The sequence below is a fragment of the Geomicrobium sp. JCM 19037 genome, from assembly GCF_000698105.1.
In the GTDB taxonomy this organism is placed as follows: Bacteria; Bacillota; Bacilli; order Bacillales; family Marinococcaceae; genus Geomicrobium_A.
On record NZ_BAWZ01000006.1, the window covers coordinates 26,816 to 50,976 of the forward strand.

21 protein-coding genes and 3 pseudogenes are annotated in these 24,161 nt (G+C 43.4%); 18 read left to right on the forward strand and 6 right to left on the reverse strand.

What is annotated here, in order from left to right:
- Positions 1-7: 7 nt before the first annotated feature.
- From JCM19037_RS29145 to JCM19037_RS04915, 8 genes and pseudogenes are all read left to right on the forward strand, one after another.
- Positions 8-1,813: a DNA translocase FtsK gene (locus JCM19037_RS29145; RefSeq protein ID WP_052363558.1), complete on the forward strand. Its 1,806-nt coding sequence runs from the start codon at positions 8-10 to the stop codon at positions 1,811-1,813.
- Positions 1,810-2,052 carry a DNA translocase FtsK gene (locus JCM19037_RS29150; protein WP_052363559.1) on the forward strand — a complete coding sequence of 81 codons (243 nt, stop codon included), beginning with the start codon at positions 1,810-1,812 and terminating at the stop codon, positions 2,050-2,052. The genes JCM19037_RS29145 and JCM19037_RS29150 overlap by 4 nt, the downstream gene beginning before the upstream one ends.
- 116 nt (positions 2,053-2,168) lie before the next feature.
- Positions 2,169-3,265 (forward strand): annotated as a pseudogene (locus tag JCM19037_RS04890) (nicotinate phosphoribosyltransferase).
- Positions 3,266-3,482: 217 nt separating this feature from the next.
- Positions 3,483-4,787, forward strand: a complete 1,305-nt coding sequence (murC, locus tag JCM19037_RS04895; RefSeq protein WP_042398464.1) for a UDP-N-acetylmuramate--L-alanine ligase — start codon at positions 3,483-3,485, stop codon at positions 4,785-4,787.
- A 152-nt stretch (positions 4,788-4,939) separates the two neighbouring features.
- A complete protein-coding gene (locus tag JCM19037_RS04900) occupies positions 4,940-5,362 on the forward strand; it encodes a DUF948 domain-containing protein (protein WP_042398467.1) in 423 nt (140 codons plus the stop codon).
- Between the two features lie 31 nt (positions 5,363-5,393).
- Complete coding sequence (locus JCM19037_RS04905) at positions 5,394-5,825, forward strand: YtxH domain-containing protein (RefSeq protein ID WP_052363560.1); 432 nt, start codon at positions 5,394-5,396, stop codon at positions 5,823-5,825.
- Positions 5,826-5,851: 26 nt separating this feature from the next.
- A complete protein-coding gene (locus JCM19037_RS04910) occupies positions 5,852-6,094 on the forward strand; it encodes a monothiol bacilliredoxin BrxC family protein (RefSeq protein ID WP_052363561.1) in 243 nt (80 codons plus the stop codon).
- A 314-nt stretch (positions 6,095-6,408) separates the two neighbouring features.
- Positions 6,409-7,506: a bifunctional 3-deoxy-7-phosphoheptulonate synthase/chorismate mutase gene (locus JCM19037_RS04915; RefSeq protein WP_042398472.1), complete on the forward strand. Its 1,098-nt coding sequence runs from the start codon at positions 6,409-6,411 to the stop codon at positions 7,504-7,506.
- Between the two features lie 42 nt (positions 7,507-7,548).
- On the opposite strand, the gene JCM19037_RS04920 is transcribed toward JCM19037_RS04915, so the two are convergent.
- Entirely contained in the window at positions 7,549-7,818 is a 270-nt protein-coding gene (locus JCM19037_RS04920) for a hypothetical protein (protein ID WP_042398475.1), read from the reverse strand.
- 321 nt (positions 7,819-8,139) lie between these two features.
- Between JCM19037_RS04920 and ccpA the strand changes: the two are divergent.
- The 3 genes and pseudogenes from ccpA (at position 8,140) to motS (ending at position 10,704) form a co-directional block, all read left to right on the forward strand.
- Positions 8,140-9,136, forward strand: a pseudogene (gene ccpA / locus JCM19037_RS04925) (catabolite control protein A).
- Between the two features lie 29 nt (positions 9,137-9,165).
- Positions 9,166-9,981 (forward strand): flagellar motor protein MotP, encoded by an 816-nt coding sequence (gene motP / locus JCM19037_RS04930; protein ID WP_042398478.1) that lies wholly within the window; start codon positions 9,166-9,168, stop codon positions 9,979-9,981.
- 30 nt (positions 9,982-10,011) lie between these two features.
- Positions 10,012-10,704, forward strand: a complete 693-nt coding sequence (gene motS, locus JCM19037_RS04935) for a flagellar motor protein MotS (RefSeq protein WP_238544552.1) — start codon at positions 10,012-10,014, stop codon at positions 10,702-10,704.
- An 11-nt stretch (positions 10,705-10,715) separates the two neighbouring features.
- Here the strand turns inward: motS and JCM19037_RS04940 are convergent, their stop codons facing one another.
- Genes JCM19037_RS04940 through JCM19037_RS04950 form a run of 3 tightly spaced genes read right to left on the reverse strand, consistent with a single transcriptional unit; the run spans position 10,716 to position 13,175 of the window.
- Positions 10,716-11,882, reverse strand: coding sequence for an acetoin utilization protein AcuC (locus JCM19037_RS04940; RefSeq protein WP_042398481.1), 1,167 nt, complete (start codon positions 11,880-11,882; stop codon positions 10,716-10,718).
- Positions 11,830-12,522: an acetoin utilization AcuB family protein gene (locus JCM19037_RS04945; RefSeq protein ID WP_042398484.1), complete on the reverse strand. Its 693-nt coding sequence runs from the start codon at positions 12,520-12,522 to the stop codon at positions 11,830-11,832. Before JCM19037_RS04945 ends, JCM19037_RS04940 begins: the two co-directional genes overlap by 53 nt.
- Before the next feature lie 20 nt (positions 12,523-12,542).
- Positions 12,543-13,175, reverse strand: coding sequence for a GNAT family N-acetyltransferase (locus tag JCM19037_RS04950; RefSeq protein WP_042398485.1), 633 nt, complete (start codon positions 13,173-13,175; stop codon positions 12,543-12,545).
- Between the two features lie 276 nt (positions 13,176-13,451).
- On the opposite strand from JCM19037_RS04950, the pseudogene acsA reads away from it, so the two are divergent.
- Positions 13,452-15,170: pseudogene (gene acsA, locus JCM19037_RS04955) on the forward strand (acetate--CoA ligase).
- A 1,034-nt stretch (positions 15,171-16,204) separates the two neighbouring features.
- On the opposite strand, the gene JCM19037_RS04960 reads toward acsA, so the two are convergent.
- Both JCM19037_RS04960 and JCM19037_RS04965 read right to left on the reverse strand, forming a co-directional pair.
- Positions 16,205-16,870 carry a hypothetical protein gene (locus JCM19037_RS04960; RefSeq protein WP_042398487.1) on the reverse strand — a complete coding sequence of 222 codons (666 nt, stop codon included), beginning with the start codon at positions 16,868-16,870 and terminating at the stop codon, positions 16,205-16,207.
- Positions 16,871-16,884: 14 nt separating this feature from the next.
- Positions 16,885-17,595, reverse strand: a complete 711-nt coding sequence (locus tag JCM19037_RS04965; RefSeq protein WP_042398489.1) for a DUF5058 family protein — start codon at positions 17,593-17,595, stop codon at positions 16,885-16,887.
- 684 nt (positions 17,596-18,279) lie between these two features.
- Here JCM19037_RS04965 and sipW point away from each other — a divergent pair.
- From sipW to JCM19037_RS04985, 6 genes are all read left to right on the forward strand, one after another.
- Positions 18,280-18,879 carry a signal peptidase I SipW gene (gene sipW, locus JCM19037_RS04970; protein WP_373900392.1) on the forward strand — a complete coding sequence of 200 codons (600 nt, stop codon included), beginning with the start codon at positions 18,280-18,282 and terminating at the stop codon, positions 18,877-18,879.
- 20 nt (positions 18,880-18,899) lie between these two features.
- Positions 18,900-19,493 carry a CalY family protein gene (locus tag JCM19037_RS04975; RefSeq protein WP_042398495.1) on the forward strand — a complete coding sequence of 198 codons (594 nt, stop codon included), beginning with the start codon at positions 18,900-18,902 and terminating at the stop codon, positions 19,491-19,493.
- An 83-nt stretch (positions 19,494-19,576) separates the two neighbouring features.
- Complete coding sequence (locus JCM19037_RS24915) at positions 19,577-20,317, forward strand: hypothetical protein (RefSeq protein WP_152548946.1); 741 nt, start codon at positions 19,577-19,579, stop codon at positions 20,315-20,317.
- 117 nt (positions 20,318-20,434) lie between these two features.
- Positions 20,435-21,457: a hypothetical protein gene (locus JCM19037_RS24920; RefSeq protein ID WP_152548947.1), complete on the forward strand. Its 1,023-nt coding sequence runs from the start codon at positions 20,435-20,437 to the stop codon at positions 21,455-21,457.
- Between the two features lie 71 nt (positions 21,458-21,528).
- On the forward strand, positions 21,529-21,774 hold the full coding sequence (locus JCM19037_RS25515) for a hypothetical protein (protein WP_373900418.1): 246 nt from the start codon (positions 21,529-21,531) through the stop codon (positions 21,772-21,774).
- A gap of 22 nt (positions 21,775-21,796) precedes the next feature.
- Positions 21,797-23,914, forward strand: a complete 2,118-nt coding sequence (locus tag JCM19037_RS04985; protein WP_042398498.1) for a Xaa-Pro dipeptidyl-peptidase — start codon at positions 21,797-21,799, stop codon at positions 23,912-23,914.
- Positions 23,915-24,161: the final 247 nt, after the last annotated feature.

The following is a 24,161-nucleotide window of genomic DNA, read 5'->3' on the forward strand; positions in this document are numbered from 1 at the left end:
AAAGGAAGTGCCGAAAAAACAATACTTCAACAATCCGCATTTTTCTGTGCAAAACATTCCATCACCGGTGTATGGGTTTACGAGAGATCGGACATACAAAAGCGAGCCGCCCGAGCCGTCAGAGGAACTCACGCTCAGCAATCTTTCACAAAAACTGGCAGGAGACGTTCCTCCACCAGCAATGCAAATGGAAGATACACCCCCCGTACAGCAGGAAGTCGATGAAACGATGGACGAAGGTGCGAGTATTGAGCAACCATTTGGCGATGAAAATGCAGAGGAAGCGACCGAGCCAGTAGTCACAGAACCCACCTCACTTGAAGAGGACTCGTTACAACCAATGGAGCCGGTCGCACGAGAGGAAGGTCGCGGGCAAGAAGAAGTCGCTGCAACAGCAGCCCTTGACCGTGCTGAAGAAGATCAAGAAGAGATGAAGCGACAAGAACATTCGAAGAAAAGACGCTCGTTTGCCAAGCGGACCGAGTCGAAAAAACCGTCTTCCCTCGTTCCATATAATGTGATGATGACCCCCGCTGATCGTGCTCGGCAAATGAACCGCCCGGCGTACGAACGAAAAAAAGAAGCGATGAAGGAGAAGCCTGTTGAGGACCAAGCCGTTCACCAACCGGCTGCAACGACTGAACCTAGAGATGTAACACTTCCTCCTGTTGAATTATTAAGTGAACCTGCGCTGCGTCTCGAAGGAAGTGAGAATGACCTAGCAGCTCAACGAGAACAGCTCGAAGCAACGTTGAAACACTTTCACGTCGATGCCCGTGTAACGGATGTGACCGAAGGTCCGTCTGTCGTTCGGTTTGAAGTACAACCTGCCCCAGGCGTAAAAGTGAATAAAGTGACGAATTTGACCGATGACTTGAAACTAGCGATGGCAGCGATTGATCTTAGAATGGAAGCACCGATTCCTGGGAAAAACGCCATCGGTATTGAGGTTCCAAAGCAAAATCGTTCCCCTGTCGTCTTACGTGAAATTCTTGAAACAGATGAATTTCGCCAACATCCGAGTCCGCTCGCTGTTGCTCTCGGGCTTGATATTACTGGTCATCCGTCCGTCATTGATTTAAATGCGATGCCACATGGATTAATTGCCGGTTCTACAGGCTCTGGCAAAAGTGTGTGCATTAACTCAATTTTACTCAGTTTGTTATACAAATCTTCACCTGATGAAGTGAAGCTATTGTTAATTGATCCGAAAGTCGTTGAACTCGCTTTCTACGAAAATATTCCTCACTTGGCGGCCCCGGTTGTCACGGATCCGAAAGAGGCAACGATGACGCTCAAGTGGAGTGTTCAAGAGATGGAAAGGCGTTATCAATTATTTGCGAGCGCTGGCGTTCGTGATATTAAAGGATACAATCGAAAAGAAGATAAGGAGGAGCACTTGCCGTATCTCGTCATCGTTATCGATGAGCTTGCCGATTTAATGATGATTGCTCCCCAAGATGTAGAGGAGAGCATTTGCCGGATTGCCCAAAAAGCAAGAGCTTGTGGTATTCATTTACTCGTTGCTACCCAGCGCCCGTCCGTCGACGTTATTACGGGGTTAATTAAAGCGAATATCCCGACACGTGCCGCTTTTGCCGTTTCTTCCATGGCGGATTCCAGAACGATTCTAGACGCTGGTGGTGCAGAACGGTTAATCGGTCGGGGGGATATGCTGTTCAGTGAAAACGGCGCATCGCGTTTCGTTCGCCTGCAAGGCACATATGTTGCAGATGAGGAAATCGAACGCGTTACAGCTACTGGAAAGATCGAGCAAAACCTGAGTATTTGTTTAATAAGGAAGAGCTCGTGAAACAAGAACCGGCTCACCATAGCTCGGATGAACTTTTAGAAGAAGTGAGTTACTTTGTCGTTCATCAAGGAAGTGCATCCACATCAATGATTCAGCGCCGCTACCATATTGGGTACAACCGTGCGGCACGATTAATGGATATGTTGGAAGAGCGTGGCATTGTATCTGAAGCCGTTGGAACGAAGCCACGACACGTACTCGTTTCAGAAGAATCATTAGAAGAAATTTATGGAGCGTAATGGTAGAGATTTTTTCAATCTGGTGCTTCTCTTGTGAAAAAAGGCACAATCTACTATCATGAAACATACATGTAATTCATTTCTGTTATTTTTGTGCAAGGAGACGAAACGTGACAATGAAGGAAATTGAATTAAAACTACAAGGTCAAATCAAACGATTAACAAATCGAACATTTAAGTTTGACGAACGTGTTGGCGATGGTTGGTTTTCAGCAGTCTATTTTTTAAAGACGAGAGAAATTGTTCGTAAATATAAACCCGATCATATTGTGACGATGCAATTTTTCCAGAAGAGTCACGCGGTGCTCTGCGGAACCGATGAAGCGATTGCACTCGTTCAAACGTTTGCAGACAACCCAGATGAGCTTGAGATCCATTCATTAAAAGACGGTGATAAGATTGAGCCGTTTGAAACAGTCATGACCATTAAAGGCCGTTATCATGACTTTGGCTTTTTAGAAGGGGTGATTGATGGGATTTTTTCCCGTCGAACATCGGTTGCAACAAATGTGTATGAAGTCGTGAGAGCGGCGCGGTCTTCTGGAGAGCAAAAGCCGGTCATTTTTATGGGGGACCGCGATGATCATTCACACAACAAGCTGGGGATGGATATGCGGCGTTTATCGGGGGTTCGAAAGCACAAGCAACCCATGCCATGAATGAATGGTGGGGCAAAGAAGGCATGGGAACGATGCCTCATGCTCTTATCCAGTTGTTTAATGGTGATCTTGTTGCTGCAAGTCATGCGTATCGGGAAATGTTTCCTGATGATCAACTGATGGCGCTTGTGGATTACAACAATGATGCGATTACCGACGCACTTCGGGTGGCCCGGGAGTTCGGTGATGACCTGAATGCCGTTCGGATCGACACATCCAATTCAATGGTCGATCAATTCTTTTGTCGAAATCCAGAAAAGATGGGCGACTTTGATCCAACGGGTGTGAACGCCCCGCTCGTTATCGCACTTCGAGAAGCATTGGACAATGAAGGATTCCAGCATGTTCGTATATCTGTAAGTGGTGGATTTACAGCAGAGAGAATCGAGGCGTATGAAAAGGCGGGTGTACCTGTGGATATGTACGGAGTTGGACGCAGTCTGCTCTCTAAAAATATCGGCTTTACGGGTGACAATGTTTTGCTAAATGGACATCATGAAGCAAAGGCTGGAAGGAAGTTACGGGAGAACTCGAGATTGGAACGAATTGAATAAATCCTGAAGTGACCAATCTCCAATTCGTGTCTGCTACATAAGATAGTCAATAATTCACGGATGTTGCAGAGCGACGATTCCTACTTGAGGTATATTTTGTTCTTGAGATTGTTTTTGCTATAATATATGCGCGAAAGAAACCATGATGAATAAATGATTGGATAGAATCATCTACTCACTCTGGCTGGGGATGGGTCAAGTTTGGAGGTCCGGAGTCATGACAAGTTACCATTTTATCGGTATAAAGGGATCTGGCATGAGCGCGCTTGCACAAATCCTGCACGACATGGATGAAGATGTGCAAGGTTCTGATGTGGACCAATATTTTTTCACGCAACATCCGCTTGAAGAGCGCGGAATTCCCATTTTATCTTTTGAAAAAGACAATGTTTCCCCCGATCATAAAATTGTCGCATCAGCGGCATATAACGCAGATAATGAAGAGATACAAGCCGCAACTGATCGTGGTCTTGATGTGCATCGCTATCCGACGTTTCTTGGGGAATTTGCCTCGCAATTTACATCTATTGCGGTGTCAGGGGCCCACGGGAAAACAACAACGACAGGTTTGTTGTCACATGTTCTCGGTGCTTATCGCCCGACATCTTATCTAATTGGAGATGGCACAGGCAAAGGGGAAAAAGACAGTACGTTCTTTGTGTTTGAAGCTTGCGAATATCGCCGACATTTCTTGAATTACCACCCTGATTATTGCTTGATGATCAATATCGATTTTGATCATCCCGATTACTTCAAAAATATTGAAGACGTCGTAAGTGCATTTGATGAGATGGCGTCCCAAGTAAACAAAGCAATTATTGCATGTGGTGACGATGAATACTTGCAAACGCTAAACGCCCCCGTACCGATTGTTTATTACGGGATAGAAGGAAAACATGACTTCAATGCCGAAAATATAACAACAGACGAATCGGGCACGCACTTCGATGTGACCATCCGAGGTGATTACTATGAACGATTCAGTATTCCAGGCTACGGTAACCATCACGTATTAAACGCACTTGCAGTCATTGCGTTATGCCATTATGAAGAAGTGCCGGCGAGTGTAATGAAAGAGCGCTTGGCGACGTTCCCTGGTGTGAAGCGAAGATTCACCGAAAAAGAGTGGGGAACGCAAACGCTCATCGATGATTATGCGCATCATCCAACCGAGATCAAAGCGACAATTGCATCTGCGAAAGCGAAATATCCGAATCGAGAGGTTGTTGCTGTCTTCCAGCCGCACACGTTCACACGTACGTTTGCTTTTCTCCAAGAGTTTGCAGATGCCCTTTCTCAAGCTGATTCCGTGTATTTGTGTGATATTTTCGGTTCAACTCGGGAAAAACAAGGAACATTAACCGTAGAAGATTTGCAACAGCGAGTTGATGGGTCAGTGTTACTTTCAGAAAAAGATATTTCTCCTTTGAACGATCACGAAAACAGCGTGATTCTCTTTATGGGAGCAGGGGATGTATCGAAATATCAAAAAGCATACGAACGAGAATTTCCAAAACCATAATCAGTTTTATATAGGCAGTCATTAGTGGCTGCCTCTTTTACATCACTGTTTATTTTATGTAAAATATGGACAAACTCGGTTTCTAAAGAGAAGAAGTTTGCGTTTGAAAGTATCTATTCGTGGGAAATGATTGTTATAGGAGGTGAGTGTGGGTGACTGCAGTTTACATAAGTGTTGTGATTGTAGCCGTGGCAATCGTTGTTCTTATCTTTTACCTTATTCAAACACTTAAGTCCGTTCAGGGGGTGGTTGAGCAATTAGGCAAAACAACCAGTGCGGCCGAACAACAGCTGCAAGGAATTATGACAGAAGTTGATCACTTAATGAAAACATCCAACCGTCTTGCTGAAGATTTAGAAGGAAAGGCAGAGTCATTGGATGGGTTGTTTCATACCGCTGATGAGGTAGGGAAAATCTCAGAACGATTAAATGAATCACTTCAAACGATTACGAAGAAAGCGTCACATGAAGCTGAGAAAAGCGCACCACAAGTAACTCAATTTATGCAATGGGGCAATGCCGCAATGGATTTGTATTCCAAATGGCAAAACCGTAAACATTCAGGGAACACATGAGCAAAGAATACTAATTTAGGAGGAAATGAACATGAGTGATATGAATACAAAAGATTTTCTTATTGGAACATTGATTGGTGGAATTGTAGGAGCGTCAGCAGCATTGTTGTTCGCACCTAAATCAGGAAAAGAACTTCGTGAAGACATTACTGAAGGTGCGGCAACGGCAAAAGATAAAACATACGAGTTCACAAATGCTGCATATGAAAAAGGAAGCGACATTGCGAACACTGCCATTGATAACACGAAAAACGTGGCAAAAAGCGTTTCTGATCAATCTTCACAAGTGGTTGATAAGATCAAAGATGCAACGGGTCAGTTGAAAGACGATGCAAGTGCAGCGAAGAAATCTGCTGAAGAGCTTGCCGATGATCTATCTCAAGAACTAAAGAATTCTGGGGAAGAAATCGAAGATTCCGTTAAAGAAGAAGTGGCTAACCTTAAAGACAAAGTGAAAAACTAAATCATTTCTTTAGTTAGGAGTTCGACATGCAACAGATTCATGAAGAACAACAAATCGTAGATGCACTTGAATCAAATGATCGTGTTTTGCTGTTTAAAAATAGTACAACATGCCCGATCAGTTCAGCTGCTTTTGAAGAACTTCGAGCATTTGATCAAGAGAATAGCACAGTGCCAATTTTGTATTTGAATGTCCAAGAGTCACGGGAGCTTTCGAACTACGTTGCGAAAGAGTGGCGAGTAAAGCATGAATCTCTCAAGCACTTTTGATTAATAAAGAAAGTGCAGAGTGGTTCAAGTCCCATAACAACATTACGAAGACGAGTCTTGAAGAGGCTGTCAATTAAATAAACGGGTATAGGGAATGCCTCCCTATGCCCGTTTATTTGTCCGTAGTGGAAGGCGTAAGAGCACGAAACTACTCGTATCTGCATATTGTTTGGAGGAAGAAGTATGTGCAATTTCACTTTAGTGCTTAAAAGCGTTTAATCAACAAAGAAAAAGTTCGTGACAACTGGTGAACCATCAGTTATAATGACTCTAATTCATTATAAAAGTTGAATATAGAAATAGGAGAGGATCATATGAGTAACGAAGAACTGGAACAGCTAAGATCAGACCTCGATGCGAAAAACATGGAGCTCCTGAAGTTATTGAATGAGCGTGGAGCGATTGTTAAACAAATTGGTGAAGTGAAAAGCAAGTCAGGGACGAAACGGTTTGATCCGATTCGTGAGCGGAAGATGCTTGACCTAATCTCAGAAGAAAACTCAGGGCCATTCCAAACGGCGACGCTTCAGCACCTTTTCAAGCAAGTGTTCAAAGCAAGTCTTGAGCTGATGGGTGAAGATGAGCAGAAATCGTTGCTCGTATCAAGAAAGCGCCAGCCGAATAATACAGTTGTTCACGCGAAAGATATTGCGATTGGCGACGGTGTCCAAAAACTGATTGCCGGACCGTGTTCTGTTGAGAGTGAAGAGCAAGTGTTTACTGTCGCAAGAGCGTTAAAAGACCAAGGTGTACGTTTGTTACGAGGAGGAGCGTTCAAACCGAGAACATCCCCATATGACTTCCAAGGGCTTGGCCTTGAAGGATTGAAGATCCTTAAAAAGGCGGGCGATGAATTTGACATGGCCGTGATTAGTGAAATTGTCACACCAAAAGATGTGGAGACGTCACTCGACTATGTTGATGTCATTCAGATTGGTGCACGGAACATGCATAACTTTGAATTGCTAAAAGAAGTTGGAATGACGAACAAGCCAGTCTTACTAAAGCGTGGATTATCCGCGACAATCTCAGAATTCATACATGCGGCGGAATACGTGCTTTCAAGAGGAAACACGAACTTGATGCTCTGTGAGCGAGGCATCCGCACATATGAAACCGCGACGAGAAATACGCTAGACATTTCAGCAATTCCAATCCTTAAGCAAGAAACTCACTTGCCAGTGCTTGCAGATGTGACTCATTCAACAGGGAGAAGAGATCTGCTCCTTCCAACAGCGAAAGCCGCGCTCGCAATTGGTGCAGATGCAGTTATGGCGGAAGTACACCCAGACCCGGCTGTCGCATTGTCTGATTCTGCACAGCAGATGGATATACCCACATTCAATGAGTTTGTTGGGACTCTAAGAAGCTCCAACCTTTTAAATGATATAAACAAAGCAGCAACCCGCTAATAAAAAGTGCAAGTGCTCGGTTTGTGAGCACTTGCACTTTTTTTATGAATAATTCTTCTTACGATAAGCGGCCATGAAGATGCCGACAATTCCAGTAATGATATACAGAATTAAGTAGATCCATGTACTTACATTTCCAAAGGACATGCCGTTAATAAAAACAATAAACAAGTGAAACAGTGTAAAAATAACAACACCGACAATCCATTTTATGTTTCGATTGTTTAAGGAGTTTCCGACGACAAAACCAATGAGAAATGTAATAAGTGGATTAAAAACAGTAAACAGTACAACCGGTGGAATGGAAATCACCTCTTTTGTTAATCAATCACATTCTCTATCATATCAGAAACGATATAGAAAAATACTTGTTTTACTGAAAAACAAACAGAGGGAAATAAAATTGTCAAAATATCGGTGAATTTAAGCGTCATGGACGTGCTTTTCAAGGAAAAAGGTTTGCAAATAAGGCGTATCGGAAACAATAAGCACAGGTCTGCATACAAATCAGGATTAAACATATGATTTTTCGTGTCGATATAAAGGAAGAAGCAATTGCAGACCTCCAGCAGTTATCGTATGATAGCAATAGCCTATGAAAACGTCATGAAAGCGAATAGAGGAGGTCTTTCCGTGAGTACAACAATTTATGATGTTGCAGCTGAAGCAGGGGTCTCCATGGCTACTGTGTCACGTGTAGTAAATGGAAATCCAAATGTGAAGCCAGCAACAAGAAAGAAAGTTTTAGATGCAATAGAGAAATTAGAATACCGCCCGAATGCAGTTGCTAGAGGGTTAGCTAGTAAAAGAACAACGACCGTTGGTGTCATTATTCCGGATATTTCGAGCATCTTCTTTTCTGAGTTGGCAAGAGGAATTGAAGATATTGCCACGATGTATAAATATAACATCATTTTATGTAATTCGGATAATAACAAAGAAAAAGAGATTCATCTTGTGAATACGTTGCTAGAGAAGCAAGTTGATGGCATCTTATTTATGGGTGGCGAAGTTACACCTGAACACGCCGAACACTTGAACCGTTCACACGTACCTGTAGTACTTGCGGCTACGTATCATGAGGACGGCGACTTTCCGTCAGTAAACATTGATTATAAACAAGCAGCACATGACGCCATTTCCATGCTAATTGAAAAAGGTCACACTCGCATCGGGATGGTATCGGGCTCTCTTGAAGACCCTGTGAACGGCTATCAGAAGTTTAAAGGCTACAAAGATGCGTTGGCGTCAGGAGGACAAACGTTTGATGAGTCCTCATTGCGATCGCTGATTATACGTATGATTCAGCGATGGAAGCAGTCAGCCAGCTCTTAGATGAAGGGGACAAGCCAACAGCGATTTTCTCAGCAACCGATGAAATGGCTCTAGGAGTTATCCATGGTTTACAAGATCGTGGGCTAAGCGTTCCGGATGATGTAGAAGTAGTTGGGTTTGATAATACGCGTCTAGCACGATGGTCAGACCGACGCTTACAACGGTTGTTCAACCGATGTATGATATTGGCGCTGTCTCCATGCGTCTGCTCACGAAATTTATGAATAAAGAAGACGTGGCCGAAGAGATTGTCGTCTTACCGCACAGTTTAGAATACCGGAATTCGACGAAATAAAACGGACATAAATAGGGGGCTTTTCTTATATGAAGAAGGTAGACATATTAACGCCAATTGGAATACTCATCGGTTTGTTGGTTGTAACGATGGCGATTTACACCATCACCGGTTTGAGTGGTGTCGTACTCTTTATACAGTTGGCCTCCGTATTTATCGTCTTTGGAGGAATCATGGCCGCATTACTCGTCAATTTTTCTTGGCAGGAGTTGAAACGATTACCTGCCATAATGCGGCAAGGGTTTCGACGAGAAGAGATGGAGTTGCATGAACTAAACGAAACGTTTGTCGATCTTTCAACAAAGGCAAGGCGAGAAGGGCTACTTGCTCTGGACATACATATGGATAATGAAGTCGATCACCCATTTATTAGAAAGGGTGTAAGCCTAGCGGTTGACGGCATTGAACCAGAGATCATCCAAGACATCATGATGGCAGAGGTAATCTCTATGGAAGAGCGGCACCGAAGAGGTCGTCGAATTCTAGAAAAAGCAGGAGAGTATGCACCTGCATGGGGGATGGTCGGAACGATTGTAGCGCTTGTCATCATGCTTAATGATATGGATGACCCTGCGGCTCTTGGCCCGAGCATGGCCCTAGCGATGCTCACGACATTATACGGATCACTTGCTGCGAACCTTTTCTTCAATCCAATTGCAAGCAAATTGGAAATGAAAACAGAATTAGAAGTTTTTGAAAAAGAGATTATTATCGAAGGTGTTATCGGTGTACAATCAGGACAAAATCCTAAGATTCTTGAAGAAAAGCTACAAGCATTTGTAAGGAAAGAAAAGCAGCGAGTGGAGAAACTGAAAGACGCCGGAGCGATAGCAAATGAGGCGTAGAAGTAAATCGACGACGGATCAATCCAAAAGTTGGCTAGTGACCTTTACGGATATGTACTCATCATTCTCGTGTTTTTCATCATGTTGTTTTCCATCTCAGTCGTGGATGCTCAGAGGTTCCAAGCATTGACGGACTCTTTGCAAGGCAACAACATTCTCGATGACCTTTCGTCAGTGACCGATTATGAATTAGAGAATTTCGATCCTGCCGATGATCAAGATGTAGACGAAGATACAGATCCTCTTACGGAAGTGAAAGAATATATTGATCAGTACCTCATTGATCACGATCTTGAGGATATGATTACAGCGACGAGAGAGGAACAAGGAATCGTTCTTGTTCTTCAAGAGCAGTTGCTTTTTAATACGGGTGAAGCGTATATTCTTGAAGATGCTGAGCCGTTTTTGGATGAGATGGCGATGATTCTTGAAGGCATTCCTGATCACCAAATCGAAGTCGAAGGACACACAGACCACCGCCCAATCCAAACGTATCGCTATCCATCGAATTGGGAACTATCTGCAGCGCGAGCGAGTAGTGTCATCCGCTACTTAATTGATGGTGGGGACTCCCTTCAGGAAGATCGTTTCTTGGCCAAAGGATATGCAGATACGAGACCGATGGTACCGAATGATTCCCGTGAGAACATGCAAGAGAATCGACGAGTTGTCGTAATGATCTCTGACCCTGAATTTGATGAAGAAGGAACAGAAAACACATGAGCCGAAGTGCTTCATGTGTTTTCTCGTATATAATAGAGTGCTTTTTCCAAAGTATTGCCATTCTTTTCATTAATAGCTTCTCTTCTAGGAATATGAGGGTGATCCACTTCTCTTTCCAACCACGTAGAAGGTAATGTATAGCTTTTGGCGGCCTGTTTCCAGTGATCGCGCCACTTGCTCGGGATCGGTTCATTCACGACGTCCATCCGCTCGTTCATTTCGAGCCAAACAAGTGACCAAGCGAGAGGAACGACACGAAACCAATCATATCCGCCCCCACCAACAGCAACCCAGCGACCTTCGCAATATTCATGAGCAAGACGGTGGGCGAGCTTAGGAATTTCGTGAAATGTTCTCATCGTTGTTGATAAATGGGTAAGTGGATCAAAGTGATGCGCATCAGCGCCATTTTGTGTCAAGATGACGTCAGGTTTAAAAAAAGCACATGCTTCTGAGACAGCGGTTTCATAACAATGAAGAAATGATTCGTCTTCTGTAAAGGCGTCCAAAGGAATGTTTAAGGAATATCCATATCCGTACCCGTTGCCTTTTTCGGTTATTGCCCCAGTTCCTGGAAACAGATACCTTCCGGTTTCATGAATGGACACGGTCATCACATTAGGATCATCATAAAATGCCCACTGTACGCCGTCACCGTGATGAGCATCGGTATCAATATACAAAACCCGCGCATCATAATGTTTGCGAATGTAATGAATCGCAATGGCTGTATCATTATACACACAAAACCCAGACGCTTTGCCCCGGAATCCATGGTGTAAACCTCCACCGAGGTGAGCAGCGTGCAATGTCCGTCCTTCCATGACCTCTTTTGCGGCTTGGATGGTACCGCCGACGAGTTGCGCTGAAGCTTCGTGCATATTGTAGAAAACCGGTGTATCTTCTGTGCCAAGACCGTACTTGTTAAGAGAACCATCCGACATTTTCCCGTGTCCGGCTAGTGTGACTGCTTCTACAAAGTCTGGATCATGAAACAAGAGCAAATCTTCGTCTGTTGCGCTAGCTGGATGGACAATTTGATCAATGGACAATGTGTCTAGTGACCGAAGCAGGTCGACGGTCATTTCTAATCGTAATGGACTAAAAGGGTGATTCTCATTGAACTTATATTGAAGCTGTTTTTCGTTTAATACAAACGTCGCGTGTGATGTTTTCATTGCTCAAACCCTGGTACCGACGGCTAATAAGCTCGTACCCTTTTTCTTGAAGCTCATGGATTGCAGGTCTTGGATCCATCGTTTGAATGCGAAATGTCAGCACTTTATCAGCAGTTTCTTTATGAGGGTATACGAGGACACTCGTAATGTTCACCCCATGTTTATGAAATATGCCCGAAGCTTCTGCGAGCTTGCCGCTCAAATCAGAAACTTTAATTTCTAACTGGGTGCTTGGTTGGTCTGCCCCTGTTAGGCGTACGAGTGTATCGAGGAGGTCTCTGCCTGTGATCATACCCACGAGCTTGTTGCCGAGGGTTACTGGCGCTGCACTAATTTGTTGTTCACTTAGCATCGAGGCAATGTCTTCAACAAAATCGAGGGGATGTGCCGTATACACATCCCGTTTCATGATGTGTACGAGTGGCGTTGATAATATGTCTTCACTCGGCTGTTGTTGTAATATGGAATGCTTGCTATCACGAATGTCACGATCTGAAACGATGCCGATTAAAGCCTTGTTAGCATCGACAATCGGGATGTGGCGAATGCGCTTGGATTCCATGAGTTCGACAGCCTGTTCAATTGAATCTTTCGCATGGAGTGTATGGATGGTTGTTCTCATCATATCTTCTACAAGCATTGTTGCACCTCACTTCTCAATTAGTACATAAACCGGTTCACAAAGCGGATGTTATCAAATTCTTGCACATCTTCCATAGGAACGCGAGAGCCTATTCGTACCATTAAACAGTTTGCTGGGTGTGAACTGATCTCAGGGTCATCGGTTGCCATCCAATATAACCCACCAGAGTTCATCATTTTCTCCATTAGCTTTCGGTATTCCCATACAGACAGTCCAGTTGACTTTAAGTCCCAATGCCAATAGTACTCGGTCGTAATAATGATGTAATCTTCCATGGCATCGTCTCTCATAGACAATTGAATAAGTTTACTGCCAACTTTGCCGCCGCGATACTCGTAAGCGACTTCAACAGCGCCGAGCTCTAACAGATTATCAAGTGGACTTTCAGACCAACGTTCAAGAGGGTCTGGATATACGTACGTAACATACCCGACAACCATGCCGTCATCGACGGCGACGATAATCCTTCCTTCCGGTAGGTCTGCGATGCTTGCAAGTGCTTTTTGCTGGTCTTCTGGCGGCCTGAAAGCAACAAGTCCAGGGTGAAACTGATAATCTAATACGGCCTGGCTTGAAATGGGGCCTTCCAACAAAATCGTTTTGTTGTTAACGATGAGTTCTTCACGGTCGTAGGTTTTTGAGTGCTTCATTCCATCACCTTTTAGGGTAAGCGTTACAAACAGTATACTATATTTACGTGTTAAAAATGGGTGATAACCACTCAAAATAAAGGCAGTTTTTTTAAACTTTTTCGTCAACAACACCCGTAATGAGAGAAATATGACAAATTCTCAACAGTTTCAAATTGATTCAAGTATGAATTGTGCGTATAATATAACACATCATATGCCACTCGTAACGATTCGAGGGAGTCATGATCGCAATAAGGCATGGAGTAAACTAAGCAATAGAAAGGGAGATCGTTGATGGAACTGCAAACGCTTCCACCTAAAGGTGGCAATCCAAATCTAGAAAACTATGAAGACGCAGCAAGAGAATTTGATTGGTCAAAAGCAGAAGAAGCCTTTTCTTTTCATAAGACCGGAAATGTTAATTTAGCTTATGAGGCGATTGACCGCCATGCCGAAGATGCAAAAACGAAAGATAAGATCGCACTTTTTTACAGCGATGCAAAACGAGATGAGTCGTATACATTTGAAGATATGAAACGAATGACAAACCGGGCAGCGAATGTGTTTAAAGAAGCAGGTATTCAAAAGGGTGACCGGGTGTTTATTTTCATGTCTCGTTCTCCAGAATTGTATTTTGCCGCACTTGGAGCCATTAAGGTTGGGGCCATAATTGGACCTTTGTTTGAAGCATTTATGGAAGGTGCGGTTAGAGATCGGTTGGAAAATAGTGACGCAAAAGCAATCGTGACAACACCGGAGCTAATTGAGCGTGTGCCTGTTGATGAGCTACCAGCATTAGAAACCGTATTTATGCAAGGTGACGATGTGAGCGAAGAAGGTGCGGTCATTGATTTTAAGAAAAGTATGGATCGTGCTAGTGAAGAGCTCGAAATCACTTGGGTAGATAAAGAAGATGGCTTGATTCTTCATTACACATCAGGGTCTACGGGCATGCCTAAAGGGGTATTACACGTTCACGGGGCGATGCTGCAACACTATCAAACGGCCAAATGGTACTCGACCTAAAAGAAGATGATGTATACTGGTGTACCGCAGATCCTGGCTGGGTTACAGGTACTTCATATGGCATCTTCGGTCCGTGGTTAAACGGAATCACCAATGTTGTTCGAGGTGGTCGGTTTAGCCAGAAGATTGGTACGGGACGATTGAAAAGTACAACGTGACCGTTTGGTACAGCGCACCGACGGCATTTCGAATGCTGATGAGCGCTGGCGAAGATGTTGTAAAGAAATTTGATTTATCTAGCTTGCGACACATTTTGAGTGTAGGTGAGCCACTGAATGCCGAAGTCGTTCGTTGGGGAGATGAAGTGTTTGAGTTACGCATCCATGATACGTGGTGGATGACAGAAACGGGTGGGATGATGATTGCCAACTATCCAGCAATGACGATCAAGCCAGGCTCAATGGGTAAACCATTCCCTGGTTTGAAAGCAGCCATTATTGATGATCAAGGAAATGAATTGCCTCCGAATCGCATGGGCAACTTGGCCATTGAAAAAGGTTGGCCTTCGATGATGCGCTCGATTTGGAAAAACGAAGAGAAGTATGAAAGCTACTTTGAAATTGAAGGATGGTATGTATCCGGAGATTCCGCTTACATGGATGAAGACGGATACTTCTGGTTCCAAGGCCGAGTGGATGATGTCATTATGACTTCAGGTGAACGCGTTGGTCCGTTTGAAGTAGAAAGCAAACTCGTTGAACATCCAGCCGTCGCAGAAGCAGGGTCATTGGAAAGCCAGATCCTGTTCGTGGAGAAATCATTAAAGCATTTGTTGCCTTACGCTCAGGTTATGATGTGAGTGATGAATTGAAAGAAGACATTCGTGTTTTCGTAAAGAAAGGTCTCGCCGCACACGCTGCACCTCGCGAAATAGAATTTCGTGATAAGTTACCAAAAACAAGAAGTGGAAAGATTATGCGCCGCGTCTTGAAAGCTTGGGAGCTTGATTTACCAACCGGTGATCTTTCAACAATGGATGATGATTAAGATGTATTCGAGGGGGCTGTCTCAAAAGCCTCAAAAGTAAAATCGGAGTACAGATCGTTTTTGATCTGTACTCCGATTTTTGTATGAAGCGTTTTGTAGGGAACGGCCCGCCATCATCTTCAAATTGTGGACCAGTCCGACTGATGGGAACGAATGGGTGTGACTCCTGCGGATCCAGTGCCTGAACGAGCCTAGCAGGTTAAACGAAAGAAATTCATGGGATGCTAGCATGAAGAGAATCCATCGTAATTTCATACGAATGGACCGTTATGACTAAAGTGGAATCACTATAAGGGCGTTTATACCGGGTGGTGCAGGGCGTGGTTCGCATTGTGCGCGCAAGTCTTCATTTTCTGCGATCAAGTTTGCTTTCTTTGGCGATTTTAGCACTTATTTCGTAAAACTTGCGCGCAGTTTGTTCCACCTGGAGCGAAGATTGGACTAAACCTAACATTTTGGAACCGTTCGGCCCCAGTGGGGCCGAACCGAAATCGGTCTCGATTCGGCGCGATTTGCGCAGACAGAATTTTCAGTTTTAAAAACGGTGTTCGGGGCAGGGCGTACGACTCAATGAACATCGCTTTGGAACTAGATTGCCGTGCATTTTATTTAAAGTGCTGAATTTGATTCCATTAAAAGATTTTTGGATGTAGATGCCGATCGATTGGAATTAGAAATAGGCAAAACGGTCACCAATGAGTGAATCTGATTCCAATCGGTGGCGCTTTGGAACTAGGTTGCCTGTTCCGCGCACAAAACCGTTCATCTCAGAAGAAATCTTACCATAGAAGCTCCTATATTTAGATTTCTCTCAGGGTGTTGCTAATCCTGCCAAAGAAACTGAAAATCTCACCATAGAGCAAACAATGGTAAGGTTTTAGTTAAATCGGCTTACTAAATGAAAAAATCCTACCATAGCCATTACGAATCTGCCTACGTAAAAGCGCTAAGATACTAAAAAGCGTAGCACTTTCGTTCACACCAACGATCCCGACCAGACCTATTTCGACAAGTCAATTTCCAAAATCTCATTATCAGATTTGTAATGATGAATCGTTTGCTCGTTTGTCTTTCCTTTTCTCTAGGTAGATGACAAAGAAAACGGTGACGAGTACTGAGATGAGAATATTCAACAAATCGAAGATCGGTAAGTAATAGACGATCACACCAATAATCAGTGCGAGTAAACCATACAACGGTCGTTTATAGGCAAATTGACCAAGAACGGCTCCGAAGATTGCAGGCAGAACATAAAGGAACGCCGTCTCAACAGCAGGTGGCAAAATGGAAATAAGAAAAGAGCCAGTAATAACCGTCGTTGCGATGATGAACATGTTTACAAGGCAAGCAACGGCGATGCCGATTGTACCTGCAATTTCCGCCTTATCAGACCCGGTCTCAGCGTTCACTGCACTTTGTGCAGCTGTGGAGCAAGGCAAGCACAAATTCGCGATATTGCCTTGCATAAATGCAAGGTACGTCCCAGATACTCCGAGTGTTGGATAATAGGTAATCGGCTCTAATGCCCACATAATTCCAATGAAACTTGCATAACCAATAATTCCAGCGATGATAACGTCCCATCCAGGGTGTGCGCCGACGACGAATGATAGATAGAAAGGTGCCAGAAATGTCGCGATAATCATACTAAGCAGTGTCACACGCCCCCAAAAATGTGATCGGCTATGAAAAACTTTCATCGTATACCCCTCCGTTATAATAGTGTCGTCACATAACCAACGGTCATTCCGATGATAAGCGAAAAACCAAGTGCCCATTCTTTCAACCACAGTTTCCCAACTCGATCGGCAACGATCATGATGATGACCATAGCTCCAGCTGCTGAGAGTGCTGTTAGCGCATGGTTCATGCTCTGGACCATTTCCTCTGTTGTCAAGAAGCCGAATACACCGAGCAACGCTCCTAAAGAAACGAGAGACATCATTTTTGTACTTGTCTTCGAAACTTTCTCCTGAATTTTCCCTAAGGATTTCGTAAATAGCAATGTAAATAAGAGCCAACCGGTTCCACCGAGACACATCGTCCAGACGACAGAGGTTAACGCTTCATATGAAAAATTTTCGCCGCCTAATTGTACTCCATACGTACTTGCGCCAATTCCAGCGGCAGCTGTTTCAGTCGCTTCCGAACCAATAATTCCGATTCTCATCAGTGTAAGTGGAGACCCAATTAATGTAATGATTGCAATGACAACAATTGCGATGCCAAGTGATGGACCTACACCGCTAATCAGTCCAGTCTTCGCTGCGCTTCGCATATCTTTGGATTGCAACCCGACGGCTTTACCGGCTTGAACGGATATGAGTAAAAACATGATTGCTTGAAAAATAACGAGAGCGACGACGATAAATGCAATGAGCAAAGTACAGTGCTGTTCGCTAACTCCATCGTTTCTTGCATGCACCGATCCCATTCCTTTCTTTAGAAATGATTGATTTTTAATTATCTGAATATAATGCTGTATCATACACTTTCATAGAGGAAGAGTAAATAAAAGGAAAGGTAGATCATTATTTTGTTCGTAATTATCAAGATCTAAGACTATAAGCCATATTTACTTTTTTGTAGCAATCGATTCGTCAAGACGATCAAAATGAATAGAAGTCGAATGGGTTAGCGGGGTTAAGCGAATGCTCTTGATATGTGTATTTGAATAAAAGTATAGATGATCTATTTTTACACCTTAAACAATCAAACAATAGAACCTATTTTAAGGACAGGCTATCAATCATCAATAGGGAATTTTGTTCAGTTTTTTAATAATCATACGAGAGATTTTCGTTTTAGAATAAATACCTAATTTTTAAAATTTTGTTATTAGTGTTACGATCTGTTTACCAAAAGATAAAAAAAGTAATAATTAGTAAAGTAATCAATGATAATGTGGTGATTCAAGTGATGTTCATGCGTAAGAGTAATTCTGTTGTAAAGGGATGTATTTTTTTAAGTTTATTTATTTACATATTATTTTTTATTTTCTATCTTTTATTTTCTCCTACTTTTGCAACATTTGAAGACCGAATTGAAGTAGAGATTGAGTTCTCAATTCAAGGTGAAGAAGTGAAATAAATGGATAGGTGGGATGCTTGTGTTGGCACGTATTGGAAAGTGGACGAGCAGTTTGATTACAGGAATGATGTTTGTATTGTTACTCGCTACACTATTTACGGTCATTACTTCACATGCGTCAGAAGGCGAACCGTCGCTATTCGGATATGAGATTAAGACCGTTTTGTCTGGATCGATGGAGCCGGGCATCCAAACCGGTTCGATTATCGCCATTGAGCAACAAGAAATAACGACGAACTTTAACAGAGGAGATGTCGTGACATTTTTTGGGCCTGAGGGGGTACTTGTCACCCACCGTGTTCACGAAGTCATTGATAACGGTCAAAGCTATATTACAAAAGGGGATAACAACAATGCTCCAGATACGTCCCCAGTGATGGCGGAAGATATTGTCGGAAAATATACTGGGTTTACGGTTCCATTTATCGGTTCTGTCATTATGTTTGCCACATCTGAGTTAGGAGCCGTGCTGTTGTTGATTGTTCCAGGTGTGCTATGTGTCATTTACTCAATAATCATTATTTTTAAGGCGTTAGATCAAGTTGATCAGATGGCTAAAGGTAATGCTGATGTAACCCCTTCGGTGTCTACGTCTGAACATGAGACGTTACATAAATAAATCTCTAGGAGGAAGCAATCATGACGGTAAAAAAACAGCTTGGGATGGGAGTTGCAACTGCAGCTCTTGGGTTGACGCTAATCGGTGGTGGAACGTATGCATTTTTTAGCGACAGTGTCACAACGAACAACACGTTTGCAGCGGGTACGTTAGATTTAACTGCAGAGCCTACGGAAGTGATTAATGTGGATAACATTAAGCCTGGAGATTCTATGATTCGAGACTTTGAGTTAGGCAATGATGGGTCATTAGACATTGGACTCGTCACGTTAGAGACGGATTATCGCGTGATTGATGCACAAGGAAACAACACAGATGATTTTGGAAACTTTATTGAGGTGGAATTTTTATACAATGTGGACAATCTCGATGAAGTGATCTACCAAACGACACTTAGCGAGCTACAAGACATGTCACCGGAAGCCATTAGTGAAAACATCTTCTATCCTGAATTAGGAGATCAAGGACTACCTGTTGGTGAAACGCATGACCTCGTTGTCCAATTTAATTTCTTATCAGATGTAGAAGAAGATTTAAATCAGTTCCAAGGAGATTCATTACAACTCGAATGGACATTTGTGGCAACACAAACGACGGGCGACGATAACCGTTAATTTAACTTCACTTATCATTCATTTGGCCCTCGTGATTAATCAATGTCACAGGGCTTTATTCAAACAGTAAAGGAGGGGCAATATTGAAGAAAATAATCGTTTCTGCAGCACTAGTGGTAAGTTTACACGTTCCGAATTTTGTGCAGGCCAGTGAAGGTTTGAGTGAATTTCCAAATCCAACAGACGAAGAGTCCTGGCAGTTACCAAGAGACATGACGTGGGATGATTATAAACCAGTCCCTGGCATTGACTGGCATAACCCTGAGGTGGAAGCAGATCGAGAAATACGTGGCGCTTTAATTTTAGTTGATTTTCCAGATCAAGAGTTTATTTTGACAAACGAGCAAGGGAGTGACCCAGCTGGAAATCCTATTGGCGCAAGCGAGATTTCCGAAGAAGAGCTTGGGCAATGGTGGGTCGACTTTTTGAACACACCCCAAGACTTAAATAATGGACGTACCGTAGATGAGTTTTGGCGTGAAAACTCGTATGGGAAATGGAGTGTTGAACTCGATGCGTTCGGAGTCTATACAATGGATCATAAAGAGTTTCAATACGGATTGAATGAATTTGGTCAGCAGCAACATTTACCTGAAGGATATGGACCCCAGCGTCTCGTTCCTGATGCACAAGCTGCTGCTCGTGAGGATCTTGAGGCATCAGGTGAGGATTATGACTTTGAGTTCATCATTCATGCAGGTTATGATGAATCCGCACTTTGGCAAGAGTTTGGTGAGATGATGTTTGAAACAGCACAAGATGTGAGCGATGAATTTGGCTCACCGTTCGAGGATCATCCAACTATACGACGACGCGTTATGTAGATTGGACGTCTTGGTTTGCAGCGAGAAGCATCTGGTCACATGCGTACCGGGGAGGGTCTGTACAAGCGGAAAATAGTGTCAGTCGGTGTTTGCTCATGAGTTTGGCCATATCGAAGGTTGGGAGATAACTATAACAACCCGTATGCAAACCCAGTGTCTAGGTCTTATTCAGGACCGTGGGAATTAATGAGCCGAGGCGCATTTAATGGACCAGGTGGTCCGCACACACGGTGGATGATCCCAGCAGTTGAAGGGTCTAGTTCGCCGTCTCACCACATGTTACGGAATAAAATTAAGCAAGATTTCGTGACGGAAGGTGAAGAGTATTTGCAAATTGATCGCGATGACCTCAAGGACGGTCCAGTCTTTGAAAACATTTTGACAAGAGCCGTTCCAACGGGTGAGAAATTTGGGCGGGATGACTATATCGGCATCAACATTACGATGGACGAAGACAAAACGCCTAGAAATTATTTGGAAGATGACTGGCGTGCCGATATGCAACAAGGGGAAGATTGGTACGATAATTACACGTTAGAAGTCGTTGACCAAGTCGGTTTTGATTCATTTCAAATGGACTCCGGTGTGTTGGTAGCAAAAACGAAGGATGAAGAGCGAGCACCATTTATTTGGGTCGTTGATGCACATCCGGAAGATATTCAAGAGGTCGATTTTGTTCGACCGAACGGCACCATTCAAATGTTGTCCAAAGGGGATTATCAGCAGTTAGCGGATGCATTATTCAAAGCAGGCACCGGCGAAGGTGTTGTAAGTGAATATGTGGATGAACATAATCGCCTCCATTTTTATGTATTGGACAAGCATTATGATGATGTTGGTGCTTTATCTTATCGTACGGCCGTTCGTCATCTTGATTATGGCGGGGATTACACGAGAGAAATGAATGCGACTCATCAAACCATTGACCATGCTTCACCTGGGAACATTGAAACCCACACATTTACGGTTACAAATGATGGAGAAGCGACAGACCTTTACCGGTTGAATGTCGATGTCGATGAAGAAGTTGAATATACGTTCGACCATCACGTCATTGAAGTGGATGCTGGTGAAACTGTGGAAGTACCCCTTTACGTTCGGTTCCAGAGGAGATTGATGCTGCCATTGAATATACGTTAACCATTGCTTCAGAAACAGATGCAGACGTCGTCGAATCAATCCAACAAGATATTGGTGTATCAGCCAGTACAATTTTAGCATTGGTTGATGAGTTAGAAGAATCCGCTTTTCATTCCGAACAAGCTTACCGGATCGCGAGAACTCATATGACCGCAGTTACTCACTTTGAGAATCGCTCGAACAGCACGAAAGTTGTGGAGCATACGAGAGGCTTTCAAGCGTTGATCGCGCACCAAATGAATCAAGGAAATCTTGAAGAAACGGCTTTCGAGCGACTTGATCGGTTATCAGAAACGTTAATTACTAGATGGGAATAGATAAAGATTGGAGACATGATCTATGAAACTACGAAAAGCAACGCTTGCTGCTCTTGTAACTCTCCCAGCTCTATATCATCTTCACGAGACAGCAATCGCAGAAACGGCGGTATCTGATCATGTAATTGACGAGGGTGTATCCCAGCCGGTCTTCTCTTATGAAGATGCGATCAGAGAAACCATTTATGTGGAAACGGATTTAGACACAGATGGTGATGGTAAAAACGACCGAATCGCTGCCGATATTATCCGTCCCGCTGAAAGTGAAGAAGGATTAGAAGTACCTGTCATCATGGTCGCTAGTCCATACAACGAAAACATGGGTCGCGGTGAGGAGTCGCAGTTAAAAGAGTATATTGATGGCAAGCCGGTTTCATTTCCGTTATTTTATGACAACTATTTTGTTCCGCGTGGCTACGCCGTTGTACACGTTGATATGATTGGGACAAGCCTTTCGGACGGTTGTCCAACGACAGGAGGGTATGAAGAAACTGAAAGTGTAACGGCCGTCATTGATTGGTTGAATGATAATGCGGATGGTTATGACATTCATGATGAAACCGCAGTTGCAGATTGGAGCACTGGCAAAGTAGGGATGTATGGGAAGTCATACGATGGTACACTTGCAAATGCAGCAGCAGCAACAAATGTCGAAGGGCTTGAAACCATTATTCCTGTTACGGCAATCAGTAGCTGGTACGACTACTATCGTGCAAATGGCAGCATCTACTATTTGAATGGACCGAACGGTTTGGCCAATCGCGTGGTGAACTCAGAACGTAGGGGAGCTTGTCAGTTTGTATTCAATGGCATGAGGGATTTAATGGACGACGAATTTGGTGATTATAATGAATTTTGGGAAGAAAGAAATTACGTACCAGATGCGGATAACGTTACAGCGAGTGTTTTTCTCATCCATGGTCTGAATGATCTGAATGTAAAAACGAATCATTTCGGACAATGGTGGGAACAATTAGAGGAACATGATGTAGATCGGAAAATATGGTTGGCGCAAACGGCTCATGCTGAACCTTTCGATTATCGGCGAGATGAGTGGGTAAGCACCGTCCATAGATGGTTTGACCATGAGCTTTTAGGTATTGATAATGGCATAATGGACGAGCCGATGGCTGATGTAGAGCATGCAGCCAATGAATGGACGACGTATGACTCGTGGCCAGAAAGTAGTACAGAAGATGTAAAGCTAACGATTGGACAAGGTGATGAGCACGGTCATTTGACCGATGTGCCGGTTCCATCAGGAGAAGAGCTTAGTTTTCGCAACCTTCCACTAACGGAGAGGCAACTTGCCGAAGATCCTTTAGCCGATCATGACCATCGTCTTGCATTTTTATCACCTGAGCTTGAAGAGGAAGTTCGAATAAGTGGAACTCCAGAAATTGAACTGACAGCTTCGGTAAATGGAGAAAGAGTAAACCTTTCTGCACTTATCGTTGATTATGGAACCGATGAACGGCTGGATCATCGGAGTGGTTCTAGCGGTATGCAAATGATTGATGAGCAAACATGTTGGGGCGAAAGTTCTGAACATGACAGCGCTTGTTACTATGAACATGATTTGCTTACTCACGTGCAAGATTATGAAATTGTGTCCAGAGGATGGATGGATGCAAGAAATTATGAATCGGTTTGGGAAAGTCAATCGCTCGTTCCAGGTGAAACGTATTCGTTTAATTGGAACACGATGACTCATGATTACGTGTTTAAGCCAGGACACCGGATTGGTGTTATTATTTCAGGCAGTAACCGCACACATACACGCGCTGAACATAGCGATGTTGAGGTAACAGTAGATTTGAGTGAAAGCCTCATTTCATTGCCAGTTGTTGGCGGTAGTGACTCCATTGATTTTGGTTTAAGTGTAGAGAGTCTCATTGAACAAGTAGAGCAATTCAACCTTGAAGGCGCATTTTCTAATGAACGATCTGTACGCCAATTGCTTACACATCTGACCGCAGTCAAACATTTTGAAAAGCGAGAAGACCGCGAGCGAGCAGTGCAGCACCTCGGTTCATTCCACCATCTACTACAAGGGCAACTCAACAATGGGGTCATTAATGAACAAACGTATGACGATTTAATCGCTCATACCAACGCTTTGCAATACAAATGGGAATAACAGATGGTCGCCGGCCTTACGCCGGCGGCTTTTCGTGTGAGAAAGTGTAAGAATTACATATGAGGAATGTTCATTGAGCGAGAGTATACCGTGATGAGGAGTTGTTGTACTGTCGTCGGAGCAGGTTAAAACTAAAATATCGGAGAGTGAGTATATGTTAGAGCTTAGACCAAAAAAATACACATTGGTACAATTTCTCGTTTCTATGGGAGGATCTTCAACAATATACACGTCGTAAAACAAAAAT